26 protein-coding genes are annotated in these 23,172 nt (G+C 73.1%); 11 read left to right on the top strand and 15 right to left on the bottom strand.

Features of this window, described 5'->3' with window-relative positions; translation table 11 throughout:
- Positions 1-77: 77 nt before the first annotated feature.
- Positions 78-443 carry an STAS domain-containing protein gene (locus tag MTP10_RS06610; protein WP_310708104.1) on the bottom strand — a complete coding sequence of 122 codons (366 nt, stop codon included), beginning with the start codon at positions 441-443 and terminating at the stop codon, positions 78-80.
- The gene (locus tag MTP10_RS06615) at positions 440-1,753 is read right to left on the bottom strand and encodes a SpoIIE family protein phosphatase (protein WP_310708105.1); all 1,314 of its coding nucleotides are present in this window, start codon (positions 1,751-1,753) and stop codon (positions 440-442) included. Before MTP10_RS06615 ends, MTP10_RS06610 begins: the two co-directional genes overlap by 4 nt.
- A gap of 205 nt (positions 1,754-1,958) precedes the next feature.
- Between MTP10_RS06615 and MTP10_RS06620 the strand changes: the two genes are divergently transcribed.
- From MTP10_RS06620 to MTP10_RS06630, 3 genes are read left to right on the top strand one after another with little or no spacing between them, the layout of a single operon-like run.
- A complete protein-coding gene (locus MTP10_RS06620) occupies positions 1,959-2,531 on the top strand; it encodes an RNA polymerase sigma factor (protein ID WP_310708106.1) in 573 nt (190 codons plus the stop codon).
- On the top strand, positions 2,524-3,816 hold the full coding sequence (locus tag MTP10_RS06625) for a hypothetical protein (protein WP_310708107.1): 1,293 nt from the start codon (positions 2,524-2,526) through the stop codon (positions 3,814-3,816). Before MTP10_RS06620 ends, MTP10_RS06625 begins: the two co-directional genes overlap by 8 nt.
- Positions 3,817-3,859: 43 nt before the next feature.
- On the top strand, positions 3,860-5,185 hold the full coding sequence (locus MTP10_RS06630; RefSeq protein ID WP_310708108.1) for a cytochrome P450: 1,326 nt from the start codon (positions 3,860-3,862) through the stop codon (positions 5,183-5,185).
- Between the two features lie 16 nt (positions 5,186-5,201).
- Here MTP10_RS06630 and MTP10_RS06635 read toward each other — a convergent pair whose 3' ends face one another.
- A complete protein-coding gene (locus MTP10_RS06635; RefSeq protein ID WP_310708109.1) occupies positions 5,202-6,374 on the bottom strand; it encodes a glycosyltransferase family 4 protein in 1,173 nt (390 codons plus the stop codon).
- Complete coding sequence (locus MTP10_RS06640; protein ID WP_310708110.1) at positions 6,371-7,249, bottom strand: sulfotransferase; 879 nt, start codon at positions 7,247-7,249, stop codon at positions 6,371-6,373. Before MTP10_RS06640 ends, MTP10_RS06635 begins: the two co-directional genes overlap by 4 nt.
- 212 nt (positions 7,250-7,461) lie before the next feature.
- Between MTP10_RS06640 and MTP10_RS06645 the strand changes: the two genes are divergently transcribed.
- From MTP10_RS06645 to MTP10_RS06660, 4 genes are all read left to right on the top strand, one after another.
- On the top strand, positions 7,462-8,043 hold the full coding sequence (locus MTP10_RS06645; protein ID WP_310708168.1) for an RNA polymerase sigma factor: 582 nt from the start codon (positions 7,462-7,464) through the stop codon (positions 8,041-8,043).
- The gene (locus MTP10_RS06650) at positions 8,036-9,049 is read left to right on the top strand and encodes a CU044_5270 family protein (RefSeq protein WP_310708111.1); all 1,014 of its coding nucleotides are present in this window, start codon (positions 8,036-8,038) and stop codon (positions 9,047-9,049) included. The genes MTP10_RS06645 and MTP10_RS06650 overlap by 8 nt, the downstream gene beginning before the upstream one ends.
- Positions 9,050-9,148: 99 nt before the next feature.
- The gene (locus tag MTP10_RS06655; RefSeq protein ID WP_310708112.1) at positions 9,149-9,898 is read left to right on the top strand and encodes a metallophosphoesterase; all 750 of its coding nucleotides are present in this window, start codon (positions 9,149-9,151) and stop codon (positions 9,896-9,898) included.
- Positions 9,899-10,007: 109 nt separating this feature from the next.
- Positions 10,008-10,235 carry a hypothetical protein gene (locus tag MTP10_RS06660; protein WP_310708113.1) on the top strand — a complete coding sequence of 76 codons (228 nt, stop codon included), beginning with the start codon at positions 10,008-10,010 and terminating at the stop codon, positions 10,233-10,235.
- A 243-nt stretch (positions 10,236-10,478) separates the two neighbouring features.
- Here the strand turns inward: MTP10_RS06660 and MTP10_RS06665 are convergent, their stop codons facing one another.
- On the bottom strand, positions 10,479-10,661 hold the full coding sequence (locus MTP10_RS06665) for a hypothetical protein (protein ID WP_310708114.1): 183 nt from the start codon (positions 10,659-10,661) through the stop codon (positions 10,479-10,481).
- A 181-nt stretch (positions 10,662-10,842) separates the two neighbouring features.
- On the opposite strand from MTP10_RS06665, the gene MTP10_RS06670 reads away from it, so the two are divergent.
- The 4 genes from MTP10_RS06670 (at position 10,843) to MTP10_RS06685 (ending at position 15,122) form a co-directional block, all read left to right on the top strand.
- Positions 10,843-12,357: a M28 family metallopeptidase gene (locus MTP10_RS06670; protein WP_310708115.1), complete on the top strand. Its 1,515-nt coding sequence runs from the start codon at positions 10,843-10,845 to the stop codon at positions 12,355-12,357.
- Between the two features lie 144 nt (positions 12,358-12,501).
- Complete coding sequence (locus tag MTP10_RS06675; protein ID WP_310708116.1) at positions 12,502-13,011, top strand: SigE family RNA polymerase sigma factor; 510 nt, start codon at positions 12,502-12,504, stop codon at positions 13,009-13,011.
- Positions 13,008-14,219 carry a hypothetical protein gene (locus MTP10_RS06680; protein WP_310708117.1) on the top strand — a complete coding sequence of 404 codons (1,212 nt, stop codon included), beginning with the start codon at positions 13,008-13,010 and terminating at the stop codon, positions 14,217-14,219. Before MTP10_RS06675 ends, MTP10_RS06680 begins: the two co-directional genes overlap by 4 nt.
- A gap of 84 nt (positions 14,220-14,303) precedes the next feature.
- Positions 14,304-15,122 (top strand): DUF1206 domain-containing protein, encoded by an 819-nt coding sequence (locus MTP10_RS06685; protein WP_310708118.1) that lies wholly within the window; start codon positions 14,304-14,306, stop codon positions 15,120-15,122.
- A gap of 75 nt (positions 15,123-15,197) precedes the next feature.
- On the opposite strand, the gene MTP10_RS06690 is transcribed toward MTP10_RS06685, so the two are convergent.
- The 10 genes from MTP10_RS06690 to MTP10_RS06735 form a co-directional block, all read right to left on the bottom strand.
- Positions 15,198-15,425 (bottom strand): hypothetical protein, encoded by a 228-nt coding sequence (locus tag MTP10_RS06690; RefSeq protein ID WP_310708119.1) that lies wholly within the window; start codon positions 15,423-15,425, stop codon positions 15,198-15,200.
- On the bottom strand, positions 15,371-16,306 hold the full coding sequence (locus tag MTP10_RS06695; protein WP_310708120.1) for a class I SAM-dependent methyltransferase: 936 nt from the start codon (positions 16,304-16,306) through the stop codon (positions 15,371-15,373). Before MTP10_RS06695 ends, MTP10_RS06690 begins: the two co-directional genes overlap by 55 nt.
- A gap of 115 nt (positions 16,307-16,421) precedes the next feature.
- Positions 16,422-17,312, bottom strand: a complete 891-nt coding sequence (locus MTP10_RS06700) for a helix-turn-helix transcriptional regulator (RefSeq protein WP_310708121.1) — start codon at positions 17,310-17,312, stop codon at positions 16,422-16,424.
- Between the two features lie 198 nt (positions 17,313-17,510).
- Positions 17,511-18,194, bottom strand: a complete 684-nt coding sequence (locus MTP10_RS06705; RefSeq protein WP_310708122.1) for a sensor domain-containing protein — start codon at positions 18,192-18,194, stop codon at positions 17,511-17,513.
- Between the two features lie 100 nt (positions 18,195-18,294).
- Positions 18,295-18,777 (bottom strand): hypothetical protein, encoded by a 483-nt coding sequence (locus tag MTP10_RS06710; protein WP_310708123.1) that lies wholly within the window; start codon positions 18,775-18,777, stop codon positions 18,295-18,297.
- Positions 18,774-19,349 carry a hemerythrin domain-containing protein gene (locus MTP10_RS06715; RefSeq protein ID WP_310708124.1) on the bottom strand — a complete coding sequence of 192 codons (576 nt, stop codon included), beginning with the start codon at positions 19,347-19,349 and terminating at the stop codon, positions 18,774-18,776. Before MTP10_RS06715 ends, MTP10_RS06710 begins: the two co-directional genes overlap by 4 nt.
- Before the next feature lie 412 nt (positions 19,350-19,761).
- Positions 19,762-20,337 (bottom strand): hypothetical protein, encoded by a 576-nt coding sequence (locus MTP10_RS06720; protein ID WP_310708125.1) that lies wholly within the window; start codon positions 20,335-20,337, stop codon positions 19,762-19,764.
- A complete protein-coding gene (locus MTP10_RS06725; RefSeq protein ID WP_310708126.1) occupies positions 20,322-21,413 on the bottom strand; it encodes a lytic polysaccharide monooxygenase in 1,092 nt (363 codons plus the stop codon). Before MTP10_RS06725 ends, MTP10_RS06720 begins: the two co-directional genes overlap by 16 nt.
- A gap of 135 nt (positions 21,414-21,548) precedes the next feature.
- On the bottom strand, positions 21,549-22,442 hold the full coding sequence (locus tag MTP10_RS06730; RefSeq protein ID WP_310708127.1) for an ACT domain-containing protein: 894 nt from the start codon (positions 22,440-22,442) through the stop codon (positions 21,549-21,551).
- A gap of 115 nt (positions 22,443-22,557) precedes the next feature.
- A complete protein-coding gene (locus MTP10_RS06735; protein WP_310708128.1) occupies positions 22,558-23,163 on the bottom strand; it encodes a GNAT family N-acetyltransferase in 606 nt (201 codons plus the stop codon).
- Positions 23,164-23,172 lie beyond the last annotated feature (9 nt).

A 23,172-nucleotide genomic window follows, 5' to 3' on the forward strand; every position in this document is an offset into this window, starting at 1 on the left:
GGAGGTCACCATGAGTGAACGATATCCCCTCCGCCCGCTCCGAGATGTTCGCGCTCCGGCCTCCCGGCCGGAGCGTGTCAGGCGCCGGCCGTGATGGCGGCCTTGGCCTGGTCGGCGTCGGGGTAGAGGTGGAAGGCCTGCGACAGCCCGGTCATGTGGAAGACGCGTTCCAGCCGGCTGGTCAGGCCGGCCAGCGCGATCGACCCGCCGCGCTCCAGGGTGAGCTTGCGGAAGACCAGGAAGAGGCGGATGCCGGTCGAGTCGCAGAAGTCCAGCCCGCTCAGGTCGAGCACGAGGTGGCGGTCCTCGGGCCGGAGGGTGCTCTCCATGTCGGCCCGTAGCTGAGCCGCGCTGATGTAGTCGAGCTCACCGACCAGAGCCAGGACGCACGTGCCCGTGGTGGGGTCGGCCGAGATCTGCGTCAACTGAACGGGTGTGGTCACCGTGAGTGCCTTTTCACGCTCGGAGGAACGGTCATGGACAGGATGGCCGTGTCGTCGGTCAGGCCGGGCCCGAACGCGGACAGAGTCTCCTCCAGCCGCGTCACCACGGCCTGGGCGGGCTGTCCGGCCAGGGTCGCGGCCAGGTTTCGCAGGCGGTCCTCACCGTACATGTGCCCGGCCGGTGTGCGGGCCTCGGTGAGGCCGTCGGTGTAGAGGAGCAGGCCGTCGCCGGGGCCGAGGGCGGTGCCGGCCACGGCGAAGCGGGCCTCCGGCAGCAGCCCGACGAGCATGCCGCCGTGGGTGTGCAGGGCCTCCACGGAGCCGTCGGCGCGGACGACCAGCGCCGGGGGATGGCCGCCCCCCGCGACGTTGACGGTCACGCCCTCGCCGGTGGGAGTGAGCACCCCGTACAGGACCGTGCAGTAGCACGGGTCGGCGCCCAGGAACTCGTCCATCAGCACCATGTTGAGGTTGGCCAGCACCGCCTCCGGGTCGCCCGCGTAGACGGCGGCGGCGCGCAGGGTATGTCGGGCCAGGGCCGTGACCACGGCGGCGTCGGCGCCCTTGCCGCACACGTCGCCGAGGAAGAACGCCCAGTTGTCCTCGTCCAGGCGGAAGACGTCGAAGAAGTCGCCGCCCACCTGGTCGGCGGAGGCCACGTGGTAGTGCGTGGCGATGTCCAGCCCCGGCACCTTCGGAGGGGAGGGCGGGAGCAGCACCTTGCGCAGCGTGGAGGTCAGCAGCTCCAGCCGCCCGCGCTCCGCCTCGGCCTGCTGGCGCAGCCGGCGTTCGAGCGTGACCGCGGAGCGGGCGGACAGGCGCGTCTCCAGCTGGCTCGCCACCAGAGCGGCCAGGTCGGCCAGGGAGCTCAGTGCGGCCTCGGTGACCTCGCGCGGCTTGACGTCCATCACGTTGACGGTACCCAGGCGGTGGCCGTCGGTCGTCACGATCGGCGCGGCGGCGTAGAACCGCACGCCCGGCTCGCCCCGTACCAGCGGGTGGTCGCCCGCGAGCGGGTCGTCGAGAGTGTCGCTCACCACGTACGGGTCCGAGCGCAGGATCGCCGACGTGCACAGGCCGGGATCGCGCCCCAGCTCGTGGAGGCCGTCCGGCAGGCCGGTCTGGGCCTTGACCCAGACGCGGTCCGTGTCCACGAACGTCACCGAGGCGATCGGCGTGTCCAGGACGCGGGCCGCGAGCGCGACGACACGATCGAACGCCCCCTCAGGCTGCGTGTCGAGAATCTGGCAGCGGCGCAGAGCTTCGAGCCGCGTGGTCTCGACATCGGGGTCGGTCAACGTTGCCGTCATGTACTCGCGTCACCGTTTTCTCTTTCGAGGACGCACGAAGTTTACTTGTCAACCTGCGCTACTTCCGCCCTATCGATAACAAACCCCCCAAGGAGTCACGCTCCCCAAAAGATCGGGCGTGAAGACGGATCGCCGTTTCGACGGAGTACCGGTGTAACCCCGATGAAGGGACACCAGCCGGATGACCGCTCCCTCCGGAGTGCCCGTGAGAATCGACGACGCCGCGCTCATCGAGCAGTCGCGGCGGCGCCCCGACGCCTTCGCGGTGCTCTACGACCGCTACTTCGGAGATGTCTACCGGTACGTCGCCGGGCGGGTCGGCCCGCAGGTCGCCGACGATCTCGCCGCGGAGACCTTCCTCGTGGCCTACGGCAAGCGCCGCTCGTACGACCCGGGGCGCGGGGTCGTGCGCGCCTGGCTCTTCGGGATCGCCACCAACCTCGTGGCCGAGCACCGCAGGAAGGAGATGCGCAGGCTGGAGGCGTTGCAGCGGGTGCCGGTCGAGGGCGGTGCGGACGGCGGACACGAGGACCGGGTGGCCGCGCGCCTCCTCGCGGCGGGCTCGCGGGGGCGGCTCGCGGCGGAGCTGGGGCGGCTGCCCGACCGCGACCGGGACGTGCTGCTCCTCGTCGCACTCGCGGACCTCAGCTACGAGGAGGTCGCGCAAACCCTGGACATCCCGCCCGGCACCGTCGGCTCCAGGCTGAACCGGGTGCGCAAGAGACTGCGCGCGGCCCTCGGCGGTGCCGCCCCCGCGATCGGAGAAACCGATGCCTGATCTGAACGGCCACCCGTTCCCCGGCCTGCCGGACGACCGGGACGATCTCGACGCGGTGCGCGCGCTGCTCGGCACGCCCGAGCCGTCGCTGGACACCGTCATGGAGGGGCGGACGCGCCTGCTCGCCGCCCTGGCGCGCGATTCCGCCGACGCCGACGCCGACGCCGGGACGGACGCCTCCGCCGCCGGGGCGCAGGACAGGGGGCCCGCCGAGCCGCGGATCGTCCACGACGGGCTCGTTCCGAGGGCCCCGGGACGCACCGCCGGCCGCCGGTCCCGTACGGCCGGACGCGTCGGAGGACGGCTGGCCGCCGCGGGGGCGGGGCTCGCCGTGGCGGCGACGATCCTGGTGGCGGCGACCGTGGCCGCACCCGGCGGCCCGGTCATCGGGGCCCGTCCGGGCACGCCCCCCTCGGCCGCGAGCACGGCGAGGGACACGCCGGTCGCGTCTCCGGCGGGTACGGCGGATGCGCGCGAGGTGCTGCTCGCCGCCGCCGACGCGGTGGCCGGGGCGCCCGCCGCGGGCGCCTACTGGCGGACGACGACGGTGACCTGGTGGCGGCTGCCCGACAAGACGAGGGGCTACGTCTTCGAACTGGGCCTTGAGGAGGACCAGTGGCTGGCGCGGCGCCCGGGCGACAAGAGCTGGAAGGTCAGCCGGTATCTCGGCGCCAAGCCGGTCACCCCCGCCGACGAGGCCGCCTGGCGCGCGGCGGGATCACCCGGCTCGTGGCGCGCCACGACCGGTGAGGCGGTCGAGGCGGCTCCCGGACAACCGCACGTCTCCGAGCTGCGCGGCAAGTGGAAGGGGTCGGGCGGCGACCTGGTGAAAGGCCTCGCGACCTGGGAGGAGCTGGCCGCGATCCCCGCCGGACCGGCGAAGCTGCGTGAGTACCTGGAGGCGGGCATCCGCGAGCGGACGGCCTCGCCCACCGAGTCGGGCGATCAGCTGCGCGACGGCGTCGTGCGGATCGTGTGCGCCCGGGTGGCGACGTCGCCCGAGGTGCGCGCGTCGGCCTACCGGCTGCTCGCGTCCATGCCGGGGCTGCGGGCCGAGGGGGAGGTCACCGATGTGCTGGGGCGCAGGGGCCAGGCGGTCGTCTACCGCATGGGGGCAGGGGAGGAGCGGCTGGTGGTGGACACGAGGACCGGCCTCCCCCTGGGGAGGGACTGGACGCCTGACGCCCCTGCGGACGGCGATCCGACCGTGCTCCGGCAGAGAACCGCGTACCGGAACCTCGGCTGGACCGGCGAGCGCCCCGACCTGCCCGCCGCCAAGGGCTGACGAGGGAGGTTTCCGGAGCCGGGCCCGGGATAGTTGCCTGGCCATGAGCACTCTGGAGTCGCCTTCGCGCGAGCAGGAGCCGCCGACGCGGTGCCCCCGGACAGGCGCCGAGGTGTCGGCGTCTCCTGTCCTGGGTGTGGACGACACCCCGGCACTCCGGCTCAACCCGTACACGTTCATCGCCGAGCGGGCCGGGGAGCTCGGCACCGACGTCTTCGACACGCGGCTGCTGCTGCGGCCGACCACATGCATGACCGGAGCCGAGGCGGCGAAGGTCTTCTACGACGAGCGGCGCTTCGTCCGGCACGGTGCGGCGCCGCGGCGGCTGCTGCTGACGCTGTTCGGCCGGGGCGGGGTGCAGTCGCTGGACGGCGGGGCGCACCGCTCGCGCAAGGCGATGTTCATGTCGCTCATGACGCCGGAGGCCCGGGAGCGGCTGCGCGGGCTGGCCGAGGCGGCCTGGGGCGAGCGGATCGAGCATTGGGCGCGCAGGCCGAGCGTCACGCTGTTCGACGAGGTCAGTGAGCTGTTGTGCGAGGTGGCGTGCGCGTGGACGGGTGTCCGGCTCGACCGCCGGAGCATCCCGCACGCGACCGCGCGGCTCCTTGCGATGATCGACGCGCCCGCCGCCGCGGGCCCGCGTTACCTGCGGGGCCGCACGGCCCGGATCAGGGCCGAGAAGGCCATCGCCGAGCTGGTCAAGCGGGTGCGCGAGCGGCCCGAGCGGTTCGCGGGGACCGCGCTGGAGACGGTCGCGCTGCACCGCGACCCGGACGGCGCGCTGCTCGACCCGCGTGTCGCCGCCGTGGAGGTGCTGAACCTGCTGCGGCCGATCGTGGCCGTCGGCCGGTTCGTCACGTTCGCCGCCCTGGCCCTGCACGCCAACCCGGACTGCCGGGAACGGCTGCGGTCCGGCGACGACGCCTACCTGGAGTACTTCGTCCAGGAGGTGCGCAGGTTCTACCCGTTCTTCCCGATGGTCGCCGCGAAGGTGGCCGAGCCGTTCGAGTGGCGCGGCCACCGCTTCCCGAAGGGCCGGCGCGTCCTGCTCGACCTGCACGGCATCGACCACGACCCGCGGCTGTGGGACCGGCCGGAGGAGTTCCATCCCGAGCGGTTCGCCGAGTGGGACGGCGGCGCCTTCGACTTCGTGCCGCAGGGCGGCGGCGACCCGTACGGCGGCCACCGCTGTCCCGGCGAGTGGATCACCATCGACCTGATGAAGGTGGCGGTGACCGCGCTCACCCGCCGCATGTCGTACGGCGTCGTGCCGGAGCAGGACCTGAGCATCCCGCGCTGGCGCGCGCCCGCGCTGCCCGTCAGCGGCTTCGTCATCGACCGCGTGATACCAGGGGAGCCGGCCGAGTGATGCCCGGCGAGCCGGGTCAGCGGGTCCAGTAGGTGTCGTTGATGGGCTCGTGCGCCATCAGCTCGCTGAACAGGTCCTCCCACAGCGGCATGACCGCCTCGGGCGCGTAGCCGCGGGCGGTGCGGGCCGCGCGCTCGCCGATCCGCAGCCGCAGCTCACGGTCGCCCATGAGGCGGTCGAGCGCCGCGGCCAGCGCGCCGGTGTCCTCCGGCGGCACGAGCAGCCCGTCCACGCCGGGCGTGACCACGTCGCCCGGACCGGTCGGGCAGTCGAACGCCGCGACCGGCAGCGCGTGCCCCATGGCCTCGATCATCACCATCGGCAGCCCCTCGAAGCGGGAGGACAGCGCGTAGATCGAGGCGTCGGCCAGCTCCTCGTCCATCCGGCTGGTGCGGCCCATGAGCCTGACCCGCCCGGACAGGCCCTCGCTCTCGATGAGCTGCGCGAGCCGCTCCTTCTTCGGCCCGGAGCCGAAGATCCGCAGCCGCCACTCCGGGTGCCGTCGCGCCGCCTGCCCGAACGCGGGGATGAGCAGGTCGAACCCCTTCTGCCGGACCAGCCGGCCGGCCGCGACCACGACAGGGTGCTCCTGCGACGACGTCCGGCCCGCCGGGTGGACCGCGTTGGGGATGCGCACGATCGGCGTGCGCGGCAGCAGCTCCCGGTAGGCGAGCTGGTTGCTCCGGGTCAGCACCACCACGGCGTCGAAACGGTCGTAGTGGCGGGCGATGTCGGCGCGCACCGGCTCCGGGTAGGCGCGGAGGTTCATGTGGTCCTGCGCCACGAGGACGACGCCCTTGGGCGCGCGGCGGGCGGCGATGAGGTTCAACGCGGGACGCGTGGTGACGAGGATGCCGTCGTGGAGCCCGGAGACGTGGTCGATGACCGCCTTCTCCACCCGCTCCGTGAAGTACTCGGCGGCGAACTCGCCGCGCGGCACCAGCTTGCCGCGCAGCCGCCGCCACACCTTGCGGCCCAGCGAGTCGGCCGGCACCTCCGCCCGCTGGTCCACCAGCGGGACCAGCCGGACCCGGGGGTCGAGGGCGAACTGGGGGTTGTCGCGGCGGCGCACCACGCTGACGATCTCCACCTCGTGACCGAGGGCGGCCATCGCGCCGGCCTGGTTGAACACCGTCCGGATGGTCCCGCCCACCCCGTAGGCGTGCAGCAGCATGTAGCGGATCTTCACAGGTATCCCCAGTCGCGGCACATGGGTCTCAACGGCTCGGGGACGTCCTCGGGGGCGGGCAGGTTGCGGCCCGGCTGGACGGTGCCCGAGCGGATCTTGTCCTGCCAGTCGCCCAGGCCCTTGCTGATCACGCCGGGCGTGCCGTACGAGAGCATCTCGGGCGCCCACGGCACGTCCAGGAACGCGCAGATCGCCCTGGTCTCCCGCTCCGGGTCGGCGGTCAGGTCCTCGTAACGGACGGTCAGGCCGGCGAGCCCCTTGCGGGCCCGGCGGACCGCCTTCATGTAGCGCAGCGCGTCGGCCGCGGCCTCCTCCGGGGTGCGTTTCCCGGCGCCCGCCTCGTACCAGGAGGAGGCGATGGAGGCGGGGTGACGCAGCAGGAAGACGAAGCGCGCGTCCGGCCAGCAGGTGGCGATCCGCTGGTAGGCGAAGGCGTTGGCGGGAGTCTTGTCCACGATGTACCGCTTGCCGCTGCGGGCCAGCTCCCGGTGCAGCACCCGGTCCCACAGCAGGTGCTCCAGGTCGGCCTGGTTGTGGCCGAGCTCCTCCATCGCCCTGCGCGCCAGCGAGGTGCCGTAGCCGACGCTCAGCCGCCGCACGTGCAGCTCGTGCGGCGCGCGCAGCAGGGGGTGCGCGTCGAGCATCGCGCGCAGCAGGGTGGAGCCCGACCTGACGGGGGACAGAATGAACACGGGCGCCGTCAGCAACCGGTCGTGCGCGGGGTCCGCGGGGGGCCGGGGAGTCTCCGGGGACGTCTCCGCCGCACCGTCGGACGGGCCGTCCGACGGGCCGTCCGGTCGTGCGGCACTGACGCGTTCGAACCGGACGCCGGCATACCTCCTGAGCGCCTCGTTGAGCCTTCGCTGCCATGTCATGCCGTTGAAGGCTACCCAGCGTTCCTGGCAATTCCCTGGCAACGCCCCTAGTCAACGGCATGACGGCGGTGGCGGAAGGCATGGGGAGAACCCGGCGGGCCGGTTCGGGTGAGTAGGGATGACGACCCTCACCGTGCAAGGGCCTCACCTTGCACAGGCGAGGCTTGAACCGAGCGGAGCCACGTTTGACCCCCGACACGGAGAGCCGCCAGATGGCCGACCATCTCGACGACGCGGAGCTCGTCCGGCGCTCCCGCGACGATCCGGAGGCGTTCGCGGCGCTGTTCGACCGCCACGCGCCGGAGTTGCACCGCTACGTCCTGCGCCGGTTGGGCGACGCCCTGGCCGACGACATCGTCGCCGACACGTTCCTGGACGCCTTCCGGCAGCGCGCCCGCTACGACCTGACCCGCCTGGACGCCCGGCCCTGGCTGTACGGCATCGCGGCCAACCTCATCGGCAAGCACCGCCGTAGCGAGGTCAGGTTCTACCGGGCGCTGGCCCGGTCGGGCGTGGACGAGGTCGCCGAGTCGTACGCCGACCGGGTGGAGGCCCGGGTCACGGCCTCGGCCGCGCAGCGTGAGCTGGCGGGGGCGCTCGCGGCGCTGCCGGCGGCCGAGCGGGACGTGCTGCTGCTGGTCGCCTGGGCCGACCTCAGCTACGACGAGACCGCCGCCGCGCTGGGCGTCCCCGTGGGGACGGTGCGCTCGCGGCTGCACCGGGCCAGGAAGAGGACGCGGGCCGCGCTCGGCGGCGACCCCACCGCCATCGAGGAGGAGCTGGACCGTGGATGACCTGGACACACTGCGCGAGCTGCGCTCCGACGCCCCGGCGGGAGACGCGGGACGTCTCGCGCCCGCCCGCGCCCGCCTGCTCGCTGAGGCGCGTGGCGAGCCGGAGTCCGCGTCCCGCCGGGCCTTCCGGCCACGGCTGGGCTTGCGATCACGGTCCGTGCCGAGGGTGCGGCCCATGCTGGTCGCCGCGGTCGCGTGCATGGTGGCGGCCGTGGCCGTCGTCGTCGTGCAACGCCAGGGACCCTCCCGCCCGGCGGAGCCGCCGAGGTACGAGAGCCCGTCGGTGGTGCTCGAACAGGCGGCGCTCGTCGCCTCTACCCGTTCCACCCGCTCCACCGGCTCGTTGCCGCGGCCCGACCAGTGGCAGTACCGCAGAACCATGTCCACCGGCCACGGCGAGGAGCCCGGCAAGGGCACGGTCATGGAGAGCTGGACCCGCTACGACGGAACCCAGACGGCGGGCTTCGACCCGTGGGGACGGCTGCGCGTCGAGAACCAGGAGCCCGACCCCGGCGACGACGACCTGACGCCGCAGGAGTACCACCGCAAGCTGCGCGCGCTCCCGACAGACCCGGCCGAGCTGCTGGCCCGGGTCCGGGGCGACGAGCACTGGCAGCGGCTGCCCACGGAGGAGGCGGGGCAGGAGGACCCGGACGCGCGGGCGTTCCGGGTGCTGTCGCTCTACCTGCAGCAGCAGGCGTTCATGCCGCCGAAGCTGGAGGCCGCGATGTACCGGGCGCTGGCCCTGATCCCCGGCGTCGGGGTGCAGGCGGACGTCCTGGACGGCGCCGGGCGCAAGGGGCTGGGCGTCTTCCGGGACGACCCGCACTGGGCCGCCCGGCAGTACCTGATCCTGCAGCCCGGCACGTACCGGTACCTGGGCGACCGGATGCTGTGGCTGCGGGACGAGCGGGCGGGCGGAGACCTGATCCGCTCCGCCGGGCAGTCGGACGCCTGGGCCGAGCTGGTGTCCGGCATCGTGGACCGCCCGGGTGAGCGTCCGTAGACGCGGAACTGGCTCTCGGGTTCGGACCGTGACTGGATCTACAGGACGGTCACGGCCTGCCGGTAGCGTCCTGTGCATCCCTGTGAAAGGAAACCGGTCATGATCGTGATCGCGCATCTCAGTGACACCCATCTCGACGGGACCGCGCGTGCCGCCGAGCGCACCCGCAAGGTCGCCGAGTTCGTGGACCGCCTGCCGTACGAGCTGGACGCGGTGCTGGTCACCGGCGACATCGCCGACCACGGGCGGGCGGAGGAGTACGAGGAGGCGCGCAAGCTGCTGGACCTGCGTCACCCCACGTTCCTCTGCCCGGGCAACCACGACGACCGGGCCGAGTTCCGCCGGGTGCTGCTCGGCGAGCCGCCCACGACCGGCCCCGTGAACCAGGTGCACCGGACCGCGGGGGCCGTCTACGCGCTGTGCGACTCGACCATCCCCGGGGAGGACGGCGGCCTGCTGGCCGGAGAGACACTCGACTGGCTCGAAGGCGTGCTCGACGAGGCCGACGCGCCGGTGTTCGTCGCCTTCCACCACCAGCCGATCCCGCTGCGCCACGCCGTGGCCGACACCATGGGCCTGGCCGAGCCGGACCGGCTGGCCGCCCTGGTGTCCCGGCATCCCAGGGTCGCGGCCGTCCTGTGCGGGCACTGCCACATGGCGGTCGCCTCGACCTTCGCGGGGCGCCCCCTGCGGGCCGCGCCGGGCGTCGCCTCCGCCCTCGTGCTGCCGTGGGAGGAGGGCGCGGACGCCATGGCGACCTGCGTCGACTACGACGCCCCCGTGTCGCTGGCCTTCCACGTGCTCGACGACGACGGAGTGCTCACCACCCACTACCGCGCCCTCGCCTGACTCGCCCGGTCCTGACGGGCCCGGTCCTGATGAGCCCTGTCCTTACGGGTAGGTCTTTGGCGCGATCACGTGTATGTACGGTGCGCGACGGCGCCCCTACGTTCGAGTCATGTGCGATCTGAACCCACGGGAAAGCCGTGACGTCCTGGAGTCCCTGAGCGAGATCCGCGCACTGGCCGACCAGCTGGCCGCGCACTCCACGGCCATCCAGGAGACCGCCTACATGGACCACGCCAACCTCGCCACGCTGCTGACGGCGCTGCGCGACCGCGCCGACACGGCCAGGGAGTGGGTGGAGGCCAAGCCCCGTCAGCACGCCGGGCACCAGGGCCACTGAGTCACGACCGGAGTCTCCAGGCGTGCCGGTTCCGGCTGGGCGGCGGGGCCCGGCCGGAACCGGCCCTTCTCCCGAGGCCCGTGATCCAACCCCTGGTCCAGCCGTGGTTCAGCAGCTCCTCATGGCGCGCGTGTGCGAGTGGACTTTCCTCGCCTTTCCCGTTCTCATGATCTCACCGGTCGATTCGGTGCGTGTTCGCGGGAGCGAGGGGAAAGCCCATGGGACCTCGGCGTCCGGCGAGGCTCAGGCCTCGGTGGGCCGGTCGTAGCCTTCGGACCCGCCGTAGACCTTGCGGTGCGGGTCCTGCTCCGGCTGGTTGGCCGGGTCGGTGGGGGACGGGTCGAACTCCTCGGCGAAGTCCGCGTCGTCGTACACCTCGGGATTCTCCCGCCGGTCGGCGAGCGGCCGCTCGTCGGGCTGCGACATGGCTCCTCCTGCGATCGGATGGACCGCCCCTGGCCGGGGACCGGCGGGCGGCGGACATCGGGTCCCTGCCCGCGATGGGCGCGCTCATGTCGGCGAACGAGCCGGAAGCCACACGGGACGGCCGGTTACGGCCCTTCCTCGTTCGTGAATCCGGTCATTCATCTCGCTGTGGGGGAGCCATATGCGCGTATCCATCATCACCAGAGTCACCGCCGTCGTCGCGGCCCTCGCCCTGCCCGTGGCCGCGACCGGCCCGGCGCAGGCCAAGGGGCTGGACGACTCCTTCGCCGGACTGCTGACCAGGCAGGTCACGGGGGCGAACGTGCGCAAGCACCTGGACGCGCTCCAGGCCATCGCCGACGCCAACGGCGGCACCCGGGCCGCGGGCACGCCCGGCTACGCCGCCTCCCGCGACTACGTGGCGGGCAAGCTGCGCAAGGCCGGCTACCGGGTCACGCTCGACCCCGTCCACTTCGTCGAGAGCTGGACCCAGAACGGCCCGCCGACCCTGGAGCTGACCGCTCCCGACCCGCGGACGTACACCCCGGACGAGGACTTCTTCACCTTCCAGCCGTCACCCGCCGGCGAGGTCACCGCGCAGGTCCAGGGGGTGGACCTGACGCTGCCGCCGACGCCCGCGCCCACCTCCACCAGCGGCTGTGAGTCCTCCGACTTCGACGGGTTCGTGGCCGGCCGGATCGCGCTCATCCAGCGCGGCACGTGCGCGTTCGCCACCAAGATCCGCAACGCCGGGTCCGCCGGGGCGTCCGGCGTCATCGTCTTCAACGAGGGCCAGCCGGGTCGCACCGACGCGTTCCCGCTGGACATCGGCGAGTGGCGGGCCGGCGTGCCCATGGTCTTCGCCGACTTCGCGGTCGGCCAGGCGCTGGCCGCCGCTCCCGGCGCGACCGTCCACCTCAAGGTGGACGCCACGCTCAAGCTCGGCACCGACCACAACGTGATCGCGGAGACGCGCCTCGGCGACCCGCGGAACGTCGTCATGGCCGGCGCCCACCTCGACAGCGTGACGGCCGGGCCGGGCATCAACGACAACGGCTCCGGCAGCGCGGCCATCCTGGAGACCGCTCTGCGGATGGCCCACTACCCGGTCCGCAACAAGGTGCGCTTCGGGTTCTGGGCGGCCGAGGAGATCGGCCTGCTCGGCTCCGAGCAGTACGTGGAGGGACTGACGGACGAGCAGCGCGACCGGATCCGGCTGTACCTGAACTTCGACATGGTCGCCTCGCCCAACTACGCCTACAAGCTGTACGACGGCGACGACTCCGACGCCGAGGGCTCGCCGGCGGGCCCGCCCGGCTCGGCGCAGATCGAGCAGCAGCTCGAAGCCTTCTACGACGCCCGGAGTCTCGGTCACGTGGGCACCGACTTCGACGGGCGCTCCGACTACGGGCCGTTCATCGCGGCGGGTATCCCGTCGGGTGGGATCTTCACGGGCGCCGAGGACATCAAGACGGCCGAGGAGGCCGCCGTGTTCGGCGGCACGGCCGGGGTCGCCTACGACGCCTGCTACCACCAGGCGTGCGACAGCACGGCCAACATCGACGCGACCGCGCTCGACGTCAACGCCGACGCGATCGCCGACTCGACCATCAGGTACGCCTTCAACCTGAGCTCGATCCCGGAGCGCGGCGACACCGCGGGGGCGTCCCGCCTCGCCGCGCGCACCACGCACTGATCGCGGGCCCACCCACCACGGGCCGGAGGGCGGTCGCCGGGAGGGCGGCCGCCCTCCGTTCGCGTGCAAGCGGGGGTCCCACGCATAGCGGGGCGGGGGACGTGGCGTCTGAGAGGGTGACATCCACATCTCTTGGAGGTGACCGTGGACCCCGCAGACGAGCGAGGTTTCCGCGAGTTCGTTTCCGCCCGCTCGCCCGCGCTCATGCGCCTCGGCTACCTGATCACCGGCGGTGACCAGTACGCGGCCGAGGACCTGGTGCAGAGCGCGCTGGCGAAGCTGGCGTCCCGGTGGCGGCGGGTCGAGGCGCCCGAGGCGTACGTCAGGCAGATCATGTACCGCCAGCACATCAGCTGGTGGCGCACGACGGCCCGCCGCGGCGAGGTCGTCCAGGCCGTGCCGCCCGAGCTGCCCGGCGAGGACCGCACCCACCAGAGCGAGCTGCGCATGGTGCTGCGCGGCGCGCTGGCCCGGCTGACCGCGCGGCAACGCACCGTGCTCGTGCTCCGCTACTTCGAGGACCTGCCGGACCATCAGGTCGCCCGGGAGCTCGGCTGCTCCGTCGGCACGGTCCGCAGCACCGCCCACCGATCCCTCGCCCGGCTGCGCGAGATCGCCCCCGAGCTCGCCGAGGAACTGGAGGCCGTCCGATGACCCGACTGCTGCGCGACACCCTGGAGGACTGGGCCGGCGAGGCCCGGGTGCCGCACGACCTGGCCGACCGGGCGCTCGGAGGCCGGCGCAGGAGGTGGGTACTCCCGGCCGGCGTGGGCGTGCTGGCCGCGGGGGTGGCGGTCGCCGTCACCGTCGCCGTGTCCGGGCTGGGCGTGGACCACCGGCAGGCCCCTGTACGACCGGCGACGGGCGTCACGCTCCCGGCGCGGCCGTCGCCCGCGCCCACGGACGTGCGGACGGACATCGGGAACCGGCCGCCACGCAAGCTCATCGCGGCCGGGAGCGTGGCGGTCTCCGCCTACTGGACCTCCGTGATGGAGAAGCTGCCCGGGAACGAGGAGCGGCTGCGGCGCACCTGGTGGCTGTACGACCCCAAGACGGACGGCTACGAGAAGACCTCCTGGGCCTGGGTCGACGTCGCTCCTGGACTCCAGACCGCCGCCGCGATCCAGGGTGACGGGCTCGGCAGGCGGATCGTCGTCCTCGACACGAACACACGCGAGGTTTTGTCCTCCATCGGCCTGGAGCACGACGCCGGCTCGGTCGTCTGGTCACCCGATGGCACGAAGCTGCTGGTCACGACGTACTCGGCCTATCCCGACCTGTGGCAGAAAACTGAGGACTCCCTGGTACAGAAGCGCAACCAGGGCCTCCGTACCGGTTACTACGTCATCGACGTCGCCACGGGCGAGAAGGAGTACCACGAGCTGCCCTCCCTGAACGATCTCGAGCGTGGCGAACCCGGCAACGCCAACCCCCGCCAGGACTTCGGCTGGAGCCTGGACGGCTCGCTGGTCTGGGGGCCCACCACCACCACGCCGGACCGCGTCTTCTACACCCAGGACGGCGAGCGCCACGAGCCCCCGCACAGCGACCGGTACATCCGCCAGACCGGCAGGTCCGCCGTGTCTCCCGACGGGAGGCTGGTGCTCGGCCGCGACGGGCTGCCCACGAAGATCACCGAGGTCGCGACCGGGGCCGTCGCCGGCCGGCAGAAGGTGCTCCGGCTTCTCGCCTGGGCCGATGACGACAACGTGATCGCGCTGGGCTGCGCCGGGGAGTGCGACGACGAGTTCGACAACGGGCTCGTGCTCGTCAGCGTGGACGGCAGCAGGACCACGCAGCTCGCCGCCACCGGCAAGAGCGAGGGTGCGGGCTCCTGGCGCTGGGTTCTCACACCCCGCTGACCTGGCCACACGTTCTCCACAGGCTTGGACGCCGCGTTCCAGGGCACTCGGAAGGTCGTCTTCGGGCGATGTGAGGAGGATCCGGTGACCACTGTGGAGAACGCCGGGCGTCAGGCCCAGGCGATGGCGCGGCGGGCGGCCGACCATCCGATGCTCGACCGGCTCGCCAGGATCGGCCTGGCCTGCCGCGGCATCCTGTACGCCCTGATCGGAGTGCTGGCGGTGCAGATCGCCCTCGGCCATGGAGGCAAGCAGGCCGACAAGGGCGGCGCGATGACCACGATCGCGAGCCTGCCGTTCGGCGCGGTGCTGCTGTGGGTGATGGTCGTCGGCTTCGCCGGACTGGCCCTGTGGCAGGCGTCGGAGGCGCTGTTCGGCGGGCTCAAGGCGAAGGACCGCGTCGAGGCGGCGTTCCGCACCGCCGTGTACGTGCTGATCGTCGGCTCCCTGCTGACCCTGCTGCTGGCCGGGCGGGCCTCGTCGGACGACAAGAAGTCGCAGGACGTGACCGGCAAGCTGCTCGACCTGCCGGGCGGGCAGTTCATCGTGGGGCTGATCGGGCTCGGCATCATCGGGCTCGGCGTCTACTGGATGTACCAGGGATGGAAGAAGAAGTTCCGCAAGGAGCTGGACCAGAGCCGCATGTCACCCACGGCCCGCAAGGCGATGGACCGGCTCGGCACCGCCGGCTACCTGGCGCGCGGCGCCATCGCCGCCCTCGCGGGCGTCTTCGTGGTGCAGGCGGCCATCACCTACGACCCCGACAAGGCCGGCGGCATCGACGCCACCCTGCGGGCCTTCGCCGACACCCCGGTGGGGCCGTGGCTGCTGATGGTGGTGGCCGTCGGGCTGCTGCTGTTCGCGGGCTACTGCTTCGGCGAGTCGCGCTGGCGCCGCACCTGACGCGCCGTCCGCCGTTCGGGACCCCCGGCCGGGCCGGGGGTCCCGGCCGTACGCGGATCTCTCCCGGTGAAACGGTCAATCGACGGCCGGGACCGGCCGCGTCGCCGTGCTCCCTGTCAGCCGGTGGATCCGCCGGTCGCCGCCCCAGCGGGTGATCGCCTCCTCGTCGGCGAAGGCCAGCGCGCGCATCATGTTGCCGGCGTAGGAGGTCAGGATCGTGCGCCGCAACCGCCGCCGCTGCGGCGCCGTCAGCCGGTCGGTGCCGGCCTCAACCGGGTCGCCGTAGTGCGGCGCGTAGGACACGCCCCGAAGCCGGTACGGCTCAGCAGCGTCCGCAGCGTCTCGGGCGCGTAGAACATCAGGTGGTTCTTGGTGAAGCCGCTCCACGCCGGGCCGTGCGTCTTCAGCAGCAGCGACCGGGCGTTGACCGTCAGCACGAGCAGCACGCCCCCCGGCGCCAGCAGCCGCCTGAACTCCGTGAAGTCCGACAACGGCCTCGGCAGGTGCGCGAGCACCGACCAGAGTGTGATCACGTCGAAGCCGCCCTCCGCGACCTCCGGCACGTCCCGCGGCGCACCGAAGTACGCCCGCGCCCGGGTCAGCCGCGCGTTCGCCTGCTCCACCGAGTCGGGCGACAGGTCCACGCCGTACGCCTCGAAGCCGCGCTGCTCGGCCAGTTCGAGGAACAGCCCGGCGCCGCAGCCGAAGTCGAGCAGCCGCCGGCCGCGCCCGTCGCTGAACACCGGGGCGAACGTGTCCATGGTCAGCCGGTAGCGGCGCTGCCGGTTGGCCGCGTACGCGCCGCTCAGGAAGCCGCTGTAGCCGGTGGCGTACAGGTCGCCCAGGTGCTCGGGGCGGATGTTCGGGTTGCGGTAGAGGAAGCCGCACGAGGGGCAGCGGACCACGTGGTAGCTCCACCCGTCGCCGTTGGCCGGCTCGAACAGCGGCTGCTGGCGCGACTCCCCGCACATCGTGCAGGTGACGAACTCCTCGATGTCGCCGAGCGGCATGCCCGCCGCGTAGTCCGCGAGCGGCACCACCGGGGCGCGCCGCAGCCGCCACTGCCATCGGGCCTCGCGCACCAGGCGTTCGCCGGGACGGACGTAGGCACGCTGGGGCAAGGGCACGCGATCGTAGCGGGAACCGTAGACCATCCGGCTGATCAGCCGACGCGCGGAAACCATGGCAACACCTCTGATAAAGAGCGGAATGCCGGGGATTTGCCCCTGTCTGTGAGCGGCTATTCCCTCGCGCTGGTCAAGAGGGCGCCCCGACGGCCGCGGGTGGTGCGCGGGGCTCTCAGGCCGATGGAAGGGAGGTGGCGCCGTGGGCGAGGCCCTGCCGCTCGGCCCAGGCGTCGAGCGTCCTGATGGCGGCGTGGTCGGGGCCGCCGGCGGGGGCGCTCATGAGCACGATCGCCTGGGCGCCGTCGTCCACGCAGGTGAGGACCTGCCAGTCCACGCTGAACCGGCCCGCCACCGGGTGGTCCAGCCGGCTGCTCCCCGAGGTGCGCGTGGTCACCAGGTGCTGGGTCCACCAGGTGCGGAAGTCCTGGTCGCGCAGGGACAGCTCGCCCACCAGCTCCCGCAGACGGGGCGCGTCGCAGGCCACCCCCGCCGCCAGCCGCAGCGCGGACACGGCCTCCTGGGCGCGTTCGCGCCAGTCGACGAGCATCGCCCGGACGTGGGGGTCGAGGAACGTCATCCGCACGTAGTTGCGGTGCCGGGGCTCCATGGCGGCCAGGTCGCCGAGCAGCGCGGCGGCCAGCCGGTTCCAGGCGAGGATGTCGAAGTAGCGGCCCATGACCAGGGCCGGGGTGTCGGCGAGGTTGGCGAGCAGGCGCTCCACCTGGGGGCTCACCCGGGCCGTCGGGCCGCCGCGCCGCTCGACGGCGTCGTCGGGGTGCGCGAGCTGGATGAGGTGGCGCTGCTGGTCGTCGTTGAGCAGCAGGGCGCGGCCGATGGCGTGCAGCACCGGGCGGGAGGCGGTGCGCACGCGGCCCTGCTCCAGGCGCGTGTAGTAGTCGATGCTGATGCCGGCGAGCTGGGCCACCTCTTCCCGGCGCAGACCCGGCACGCGTCGCGGGTGGCCGGTCTCCGGCAGGCCCACGTCCGCCGCGGTGATCAGGGATCGCCGCGTGCTCAGGAAGTCGCCCAGCTGCCCTCTCGGGCTCGCGTCCGGTGCTTGCATCACCGGGATTATGGCATCTATACGGAGCTTTCACCGGGGAAAACCGTTCCTCGGAACGCCGCATCCTTCCTGGTCAGCGCGGTAACCGTCAAGCTTTGACATGGAGGGGGGAGGGGGCCGGCCGCCGCTGACCGGGAGGGATTCTGTGGCGGCCGGCCCCTTTCGTTCTGCCTTGCCCCGGTTCGCGGCCGCTCGGGTTCACAGGTGGGCGGTGGCGCGGAAGGCCGGCTGCGAGGGCCCGTACGCGGCCGCCTCGTACGGGCCGTCCGTGACGGGGCGGCCCAGCAGGATCTGCGCGGGCACCGCCCTGAACAGCGCGGCCCCCCGCACCGCGGGCGCGAGCGTCAGCGCGAACAGCGCGCCCACGGCGGTGTTGAACAGCACGAACGTCGTCGTGCCGCTGCCCAGGCCGAGGAGCTGCGGCAGCCCGCCGTCGAAGCCGGGGATCCCCGCGATGATCCACCCGTAGAGCGGGAACGTCAGACCGGCGATCGCCCCCGCCCACCAGACGGTGGTGACGACGAAGGAGACGATGGCGAACGGCAGCGCCAGGATGCCGTACAGCAGGTCCATCCAGGTCTGGGCGCTCGTCAACGGGTTCAGCGTCCGCCGCCACCAGCCGGCCCCCACCGGCGGCCGGGCGTACACGGGACGGGTGACGGGCCGGCGCAGGACGTCGGCGAGGGCCGCGCGCTCGCTGTCGGCGACGTTGCGCGCCAGGAGGGCGGTGGCGGCGAGCACCAGCAGGCCGACGACGGCGACCGCGCTGCCCAGCCCGGCCGCGACACCGGTCACGACCAGGGCGAACGAGGCGAGAGCGGTCGGCAGGCCCAGGAGCGTGTAGCGGGTGTCGGAGGCGATGCGATGCCGGAGGGTCGTCATGAGGAGAACGCTACGGACGCGGACGGCCCGGAACGATGCCGCCCGCAGGCCGGTCCGGGGTAGGGACAGCCCTACCGTCGCCGCTCGGACGGCGCGCGCCTCACCTCCGTTCGACGCGTGGCCGCGGGCGGCGCCGCCAGGCGAGGAGCCAGAAGCCCTCCGCGGCCGCGTCCAGCAGGTACGTGGGCGAAATGCGACCCTTCGGCACGTACACCAGGTCGACGGCCAGCAGCGTGGCAGCCGTGGCCCGGCCGACGCGGCGCGCCTGCTCGGCCCCCGCCACGGTCGAGGCGCCCCGGAGCTGGGTCCAGCCGACGCCGACCAGCAGCCCGGCCACCGTACGGACCAGCCAGCGGTCGGTCTTCGGCCCGAAGACCCGCTCGAAGCTCGGCATGTGCAGCAGCGGCCAGAGCCCGCCCACCACGTTGAACAGCCCGTGCGCCCGGGCCAGCGCCACCGTGCCCCGGTCGGGGACGGCGGCGGCCCCGAGCACCACGGGCCCGGTCTCGGCCCCGAGGGCGGGCCCGCTCGCCCCGGGTGCCTCACCGCGGGCCGGGGCGCGCGTACCGGGCGGGAAGGTCATTTCTTCGCCTGCCGGATGACGTCGCGGATGCGGTCCATCATCGCGGTGGGCGTCCCGACCAGGAGGTTCTTGGTGGCCGACTCGACGCCCGGATGCGGATGGGTGGGCGCCATCGCCTCGGCGGCCTTGACCCCGGCGGACATCGCGCGGCGCTCGGCGGGGCTGGTCTCGGCCCGCAGCTTGGCGAACTCGTAGCGCTCCTCGCTGCGGGCGTGCGCGGTGACGGCGGCGCGCAGCACCGCGAGCCTCTCCAGGAAGTCGGGGGCGTCGGGCCCGTCCTTGTCCATCTGCTGGAGCAGCTCCTTGGCCTCGCGCTCCTCGGCCAGCCGCTCGTCGACGACGCCCTCGCCCCCGTCGATGACCTTGCGGGCGTACGGGTGGACGATCTCCTCCTCGGCCGTCTCGTGCACGGCGAGGAGGCGCACCAGGCGGGTGAAGGCCTCGCCCCGCTCCTGCGGGCCCGCCGCCTCGACCTCGTCGAACATGTCCCTGATCATGGCGTGCTGGGCCAGCAGCAGATCGATGACGTCCGTCTCCTCCATCGTCTCCGGCCGGTGCGAGCTGTCGGGCATGACGGTCTCCTCTCGACTACGCCGCCGCCTACCCCGGGCGGCGCGCGTCACGCGCGTCATGACCCTTTCCGGGAGCTTCGCCGACCTCCGTGAAAGTTTCACGGACAGATCCAGGTGGGGCGGGAAGTCTCGCCGTTCGTGGCCGCTTTTCGTTGACATCTGGCCGCCGGCTCCCACAATCCTGCTTGGGAGCGCTCCCACATCGGGCTCCATATCCGGCTCCCATACCGCGCTCCCGTCGAAGCCAGGAGGTGAGGCCGTCCCGCTGAACCGTGTGACCGTTCCATGACACCATCCCGCCCGGATGGCAGGGACGCGGCCGGCCTTGAGACCTCCCCCCTCTCCGCCGGCCGCGTTCTCCACGTCATGACCCGCCCCGTGGTCAGCGAGCCCGTGGTCAGCCGGCCCGTGGTCAGCGAGCGGTCTCCCGCTCGAACCGGTCGCGCGCCGCGTCGATCACCCCCTCGTCCGCGAACTCCTCGAACGCCTCCTCGTGCCAGCGCTCCGGGATGATCTCCCTGACCCGGTCCGGATAGCCCGGGCCCGGCTCGGGGACCCTGACCCATGGCGCGTCACCCAGCCGTACCGCGATCGGGCCCGAGGCGCGGACCGACATGGCCCAGTTCGTGCCCGCACCGGTGATCGCGCACATGTGCCGGGCGTAGACCCACCGCACCTCGGCCACCGTCCGGGCGGCCGGCGGGTCGAAGCCGAACGGCTCCACCGCGCACACCACCCGACCGGCGTTCTCACCGAAGTCGTGGCCGTGCTCGTGATGCTCGGCGGGTGTCGCCTGTTCGAGCAGGGCCGTCACCCGGGCCGCGAGCCGCCGCTCCAGGTCGTGCCGGTCAGCCTGCTGCACGCCCAGGACCACGGCCACCCCGGCCAGCAGGAGGAGGGCCGCGGCGATCGCCGCCACGACCCCCTTCCGCCGGGACAGGGTCACGGTCCCCGCCCCGGGCCGGTCGTCGCCTAGGGGCTCGTGCACGTCAGCGCGGGAGCCGGATCGGGGGCGGTGCCGGTCGCGTTGAACCCGAACGTGGTGCTGGCGTTCGCCGCGAGCTGCGCGTTGTGGGGCGCGTTCTTGACCGTCACGTTGGGCGGCTGCGAGGAGAGCACGCCGTTCCATGGTGATCCGTCGAAGCCCTGGCCTCCGCTGTACGCCCACCGGACCGTCCAGCCGTTCAGCGGCGTGGAGCCCGGGTTGCGCACGGTCACCTCGCCCTGGAAGTGGCCCGCCCAGCCGGGCGTGGCGATGGTGCGCCAGGTGGCGGAGCAGCTTCCGGAGGAGGTCGGGGTCACGGTCGGGGTGGCCGTGGAGGTGACGGTCGGGGTCGTGCCGGGCGACTGGCCGTTCGGGCCGACGCCGGTGACCTCGCCCTTGCCGCCGTCGAAGACCACGTCGGAGCAGCTGTAGAAGTTCTCCTGGCTGTCGGAGCGGATCCAGTGGATGTACAGGATGTGCCGGCCGCTCTTGCCCGACGGGAGCTGGACGTTCCAGTAGTAGTAGTTGAGCGCGCCCGTCCCGCCGGACTGCGGCGGGTTGGCGGCGCTGCCGAACGACTCCAGGTCGGACCACTTGAGCGGCCCGTCGGGGTTCCAGCCGTTCTTGGTGATGTAGTAGACGAACGAGCCGGGGTGCGCCGCCCAGTTGCTGTGCCGGATCTGGATGGTCGCGCCCGAGGTCAGGTGGGTGACGGGCCAGTCGGAGCGGACCGCGTTGTAGGCGGTGAAGTCGTACGGGCCGCCCGTGCCGCCGCTGCAGAGCTGGCCGTCGGGGATGAACCCCGTCGTGCGGCCGGCGCCGTCGGAGCGCAGCACCGCGAACCAGTTGTAGAGCGGGGTCGAGCCGCTCTGCGCGACCGCCGCCGCGCAGGCCGGGTTGTAGGGGATGATCTGCCCGTTGTCGCGCAGGCCGTCCTGCCAGCACAGGAACGTGCGCGCGCCGGGGAACATCGTGACGCCGTGGGCCTGTGCCTGCTGCGGCGACAACGCCACCAGCAGGCTCGTCACCAGGGCCACGGCCATCGCGGCCACCAGGGCCGCCGACCGGATCGGTCTCATGGAGGAGTCCCTTGTTCGAGCGAAAGGGGAATCCGTCCACGACCCGCCCCGCCCGGCAGCACCCGTGTGCAGGCATTGAAACACGGCGCCCGGAGCCCGGCAACGCGCGATGAAACTTTCAGCCGGCTCGGCGCCTCATGCCCGGCTGTAGCGGGCGTCGCGGGCGGCGGCGGCCAGCGCGGCGGCGCGGGCCGCCTCCGTCGGCGTGAACGGCAGGCCGGGACGCCGCAGCAGCAGGGCGCGCTCCGGGTGGACGGAGACCACCATCGTGCTGTTCAGCTCGCCGTCCTCGTCCACGGTCTCGCCCGGACGGCGCCACTCGACGTCGGGCGCGCGCAGCAGCTCGCCCATCGCCTGGGGGAGCTGCTCGGGGTCGTCGTGGACGCGGCGGGCCAGCAGCAGGCCCTGGATGCCCGGGTCGGTCAGGTCCTTGACGTGGGCGGGCACGACCAGCACGTCCAGGCCGCCGGCCTCCGACAGCGCGGCGCGCACGGCGTCCGGCTCCAGGCCCGTGGGCGCCTCGACGACGAACTCGTCCAGGGCGTCGCAGCCCGCCGGCGTGATGGCGCTGCTGCCCGTGGGGGCGATGTGCAGGGAGAGGATGTTGCAGCCCAGGCGACCGAACGCGCCCGCGACCTCCGCGAGGCGGCCGGGCCGCTCGACCACGCGCATCCGGACCCGCCACAGCGTCATGGTCGTCCCGGCACCGCCCGGAGGCGGTGTGACCGGCCGCCCTCCGCCGCCGGGCCGGCCTCCGCCCCTTCCGCCGGTCCCCGGGCGCCCGCCTCCGGAGGGCGGGCCGCCGTGGAGTCTCCTGTGGATGGCCGAGCCGAGGACCAGCGCGGCGCCGAGCCCGACCAGCACGACCGGCCCGGGGTCGGTGTGCCCCAGGAGCGTGGCGAGCAGGTGGGCCAGGCCGACCGCCAGGAACAGCACGGCGACCTCGACGGCCTCCCGCCGCCAGGAGCGCGCGTGGTGCCGGCGGCCGGGTTCGGGACGCGGGTGGATCGCCTTCGGTGCATCGCTCATGGCCGCCAGTCTCACCACCGGCTGTTACGCGGCCACGATCCGTGGCATTGCGGCGGCATTAAACCGGGCGCACGAGGTGTCCCCCGTGTGACGGCTCGCGTTTCCCGCGCGTCCGTCAGGCCGCCGCCGGCGGGTCGCCGGGGCGCCACATCGGCCAGAACGTCGAGCCGTCCGGCAGCGCGAACGGCTCGCGTGGCCGGTACCCGTGCCGCAGGTACAGGGCGCGGCTGCGCGGGCTGCTCGCCTCCAGGTACGTGGGCAGCCCGCCGAGCTCGGCGTGGTGGTGGCGCAGCAGGGCGGTGCCGAGCCCCTGGCCCTGCCGTGACGGATGGACCGCCAGGAACGCCAGGTGGTGGTGCGGCTCGTCCGGGTGGTGCTTGTCGAACAGCGAGTCCAGCAGCCGGAACCGGGGCAGCCACGGCCCGGTGGCCTCCGCCAGCCGGCGCTCGTACCCGGGCGGCTCGGGCACCGGGCCCGTGCGCGGGAACCAGACGGCGGCGGCCGGCGCGTCGTCGATCACGTCGATCCGGCCGTGCCGGGCGGCGTGCTCGACGAGGATCAGGAAGTCGGCGGTCATGATCTCGTGCCGGCCGGCGGGCTCGGGCACGAGGTACGCCACGGCGTCGAGAGGGGCGAACGCCGTCGCGATCAGCTCCGCGACGCGCGGCACGTCGGCGGCGCCGGCGCGGCGGATGACGCGGGACCAGGGTCGTGCGGGCATGGCAGGGGT

It is taken from the genome of Nonomuraea sp. 3-1Str (assembly GCF_031570565.1).
Classification (GTDB): domain Bacteria; phylum Actinomycetota; class Actinomycetes; order Streptosporangiales; family Streptosporangiaceae; genus Nonomuraea.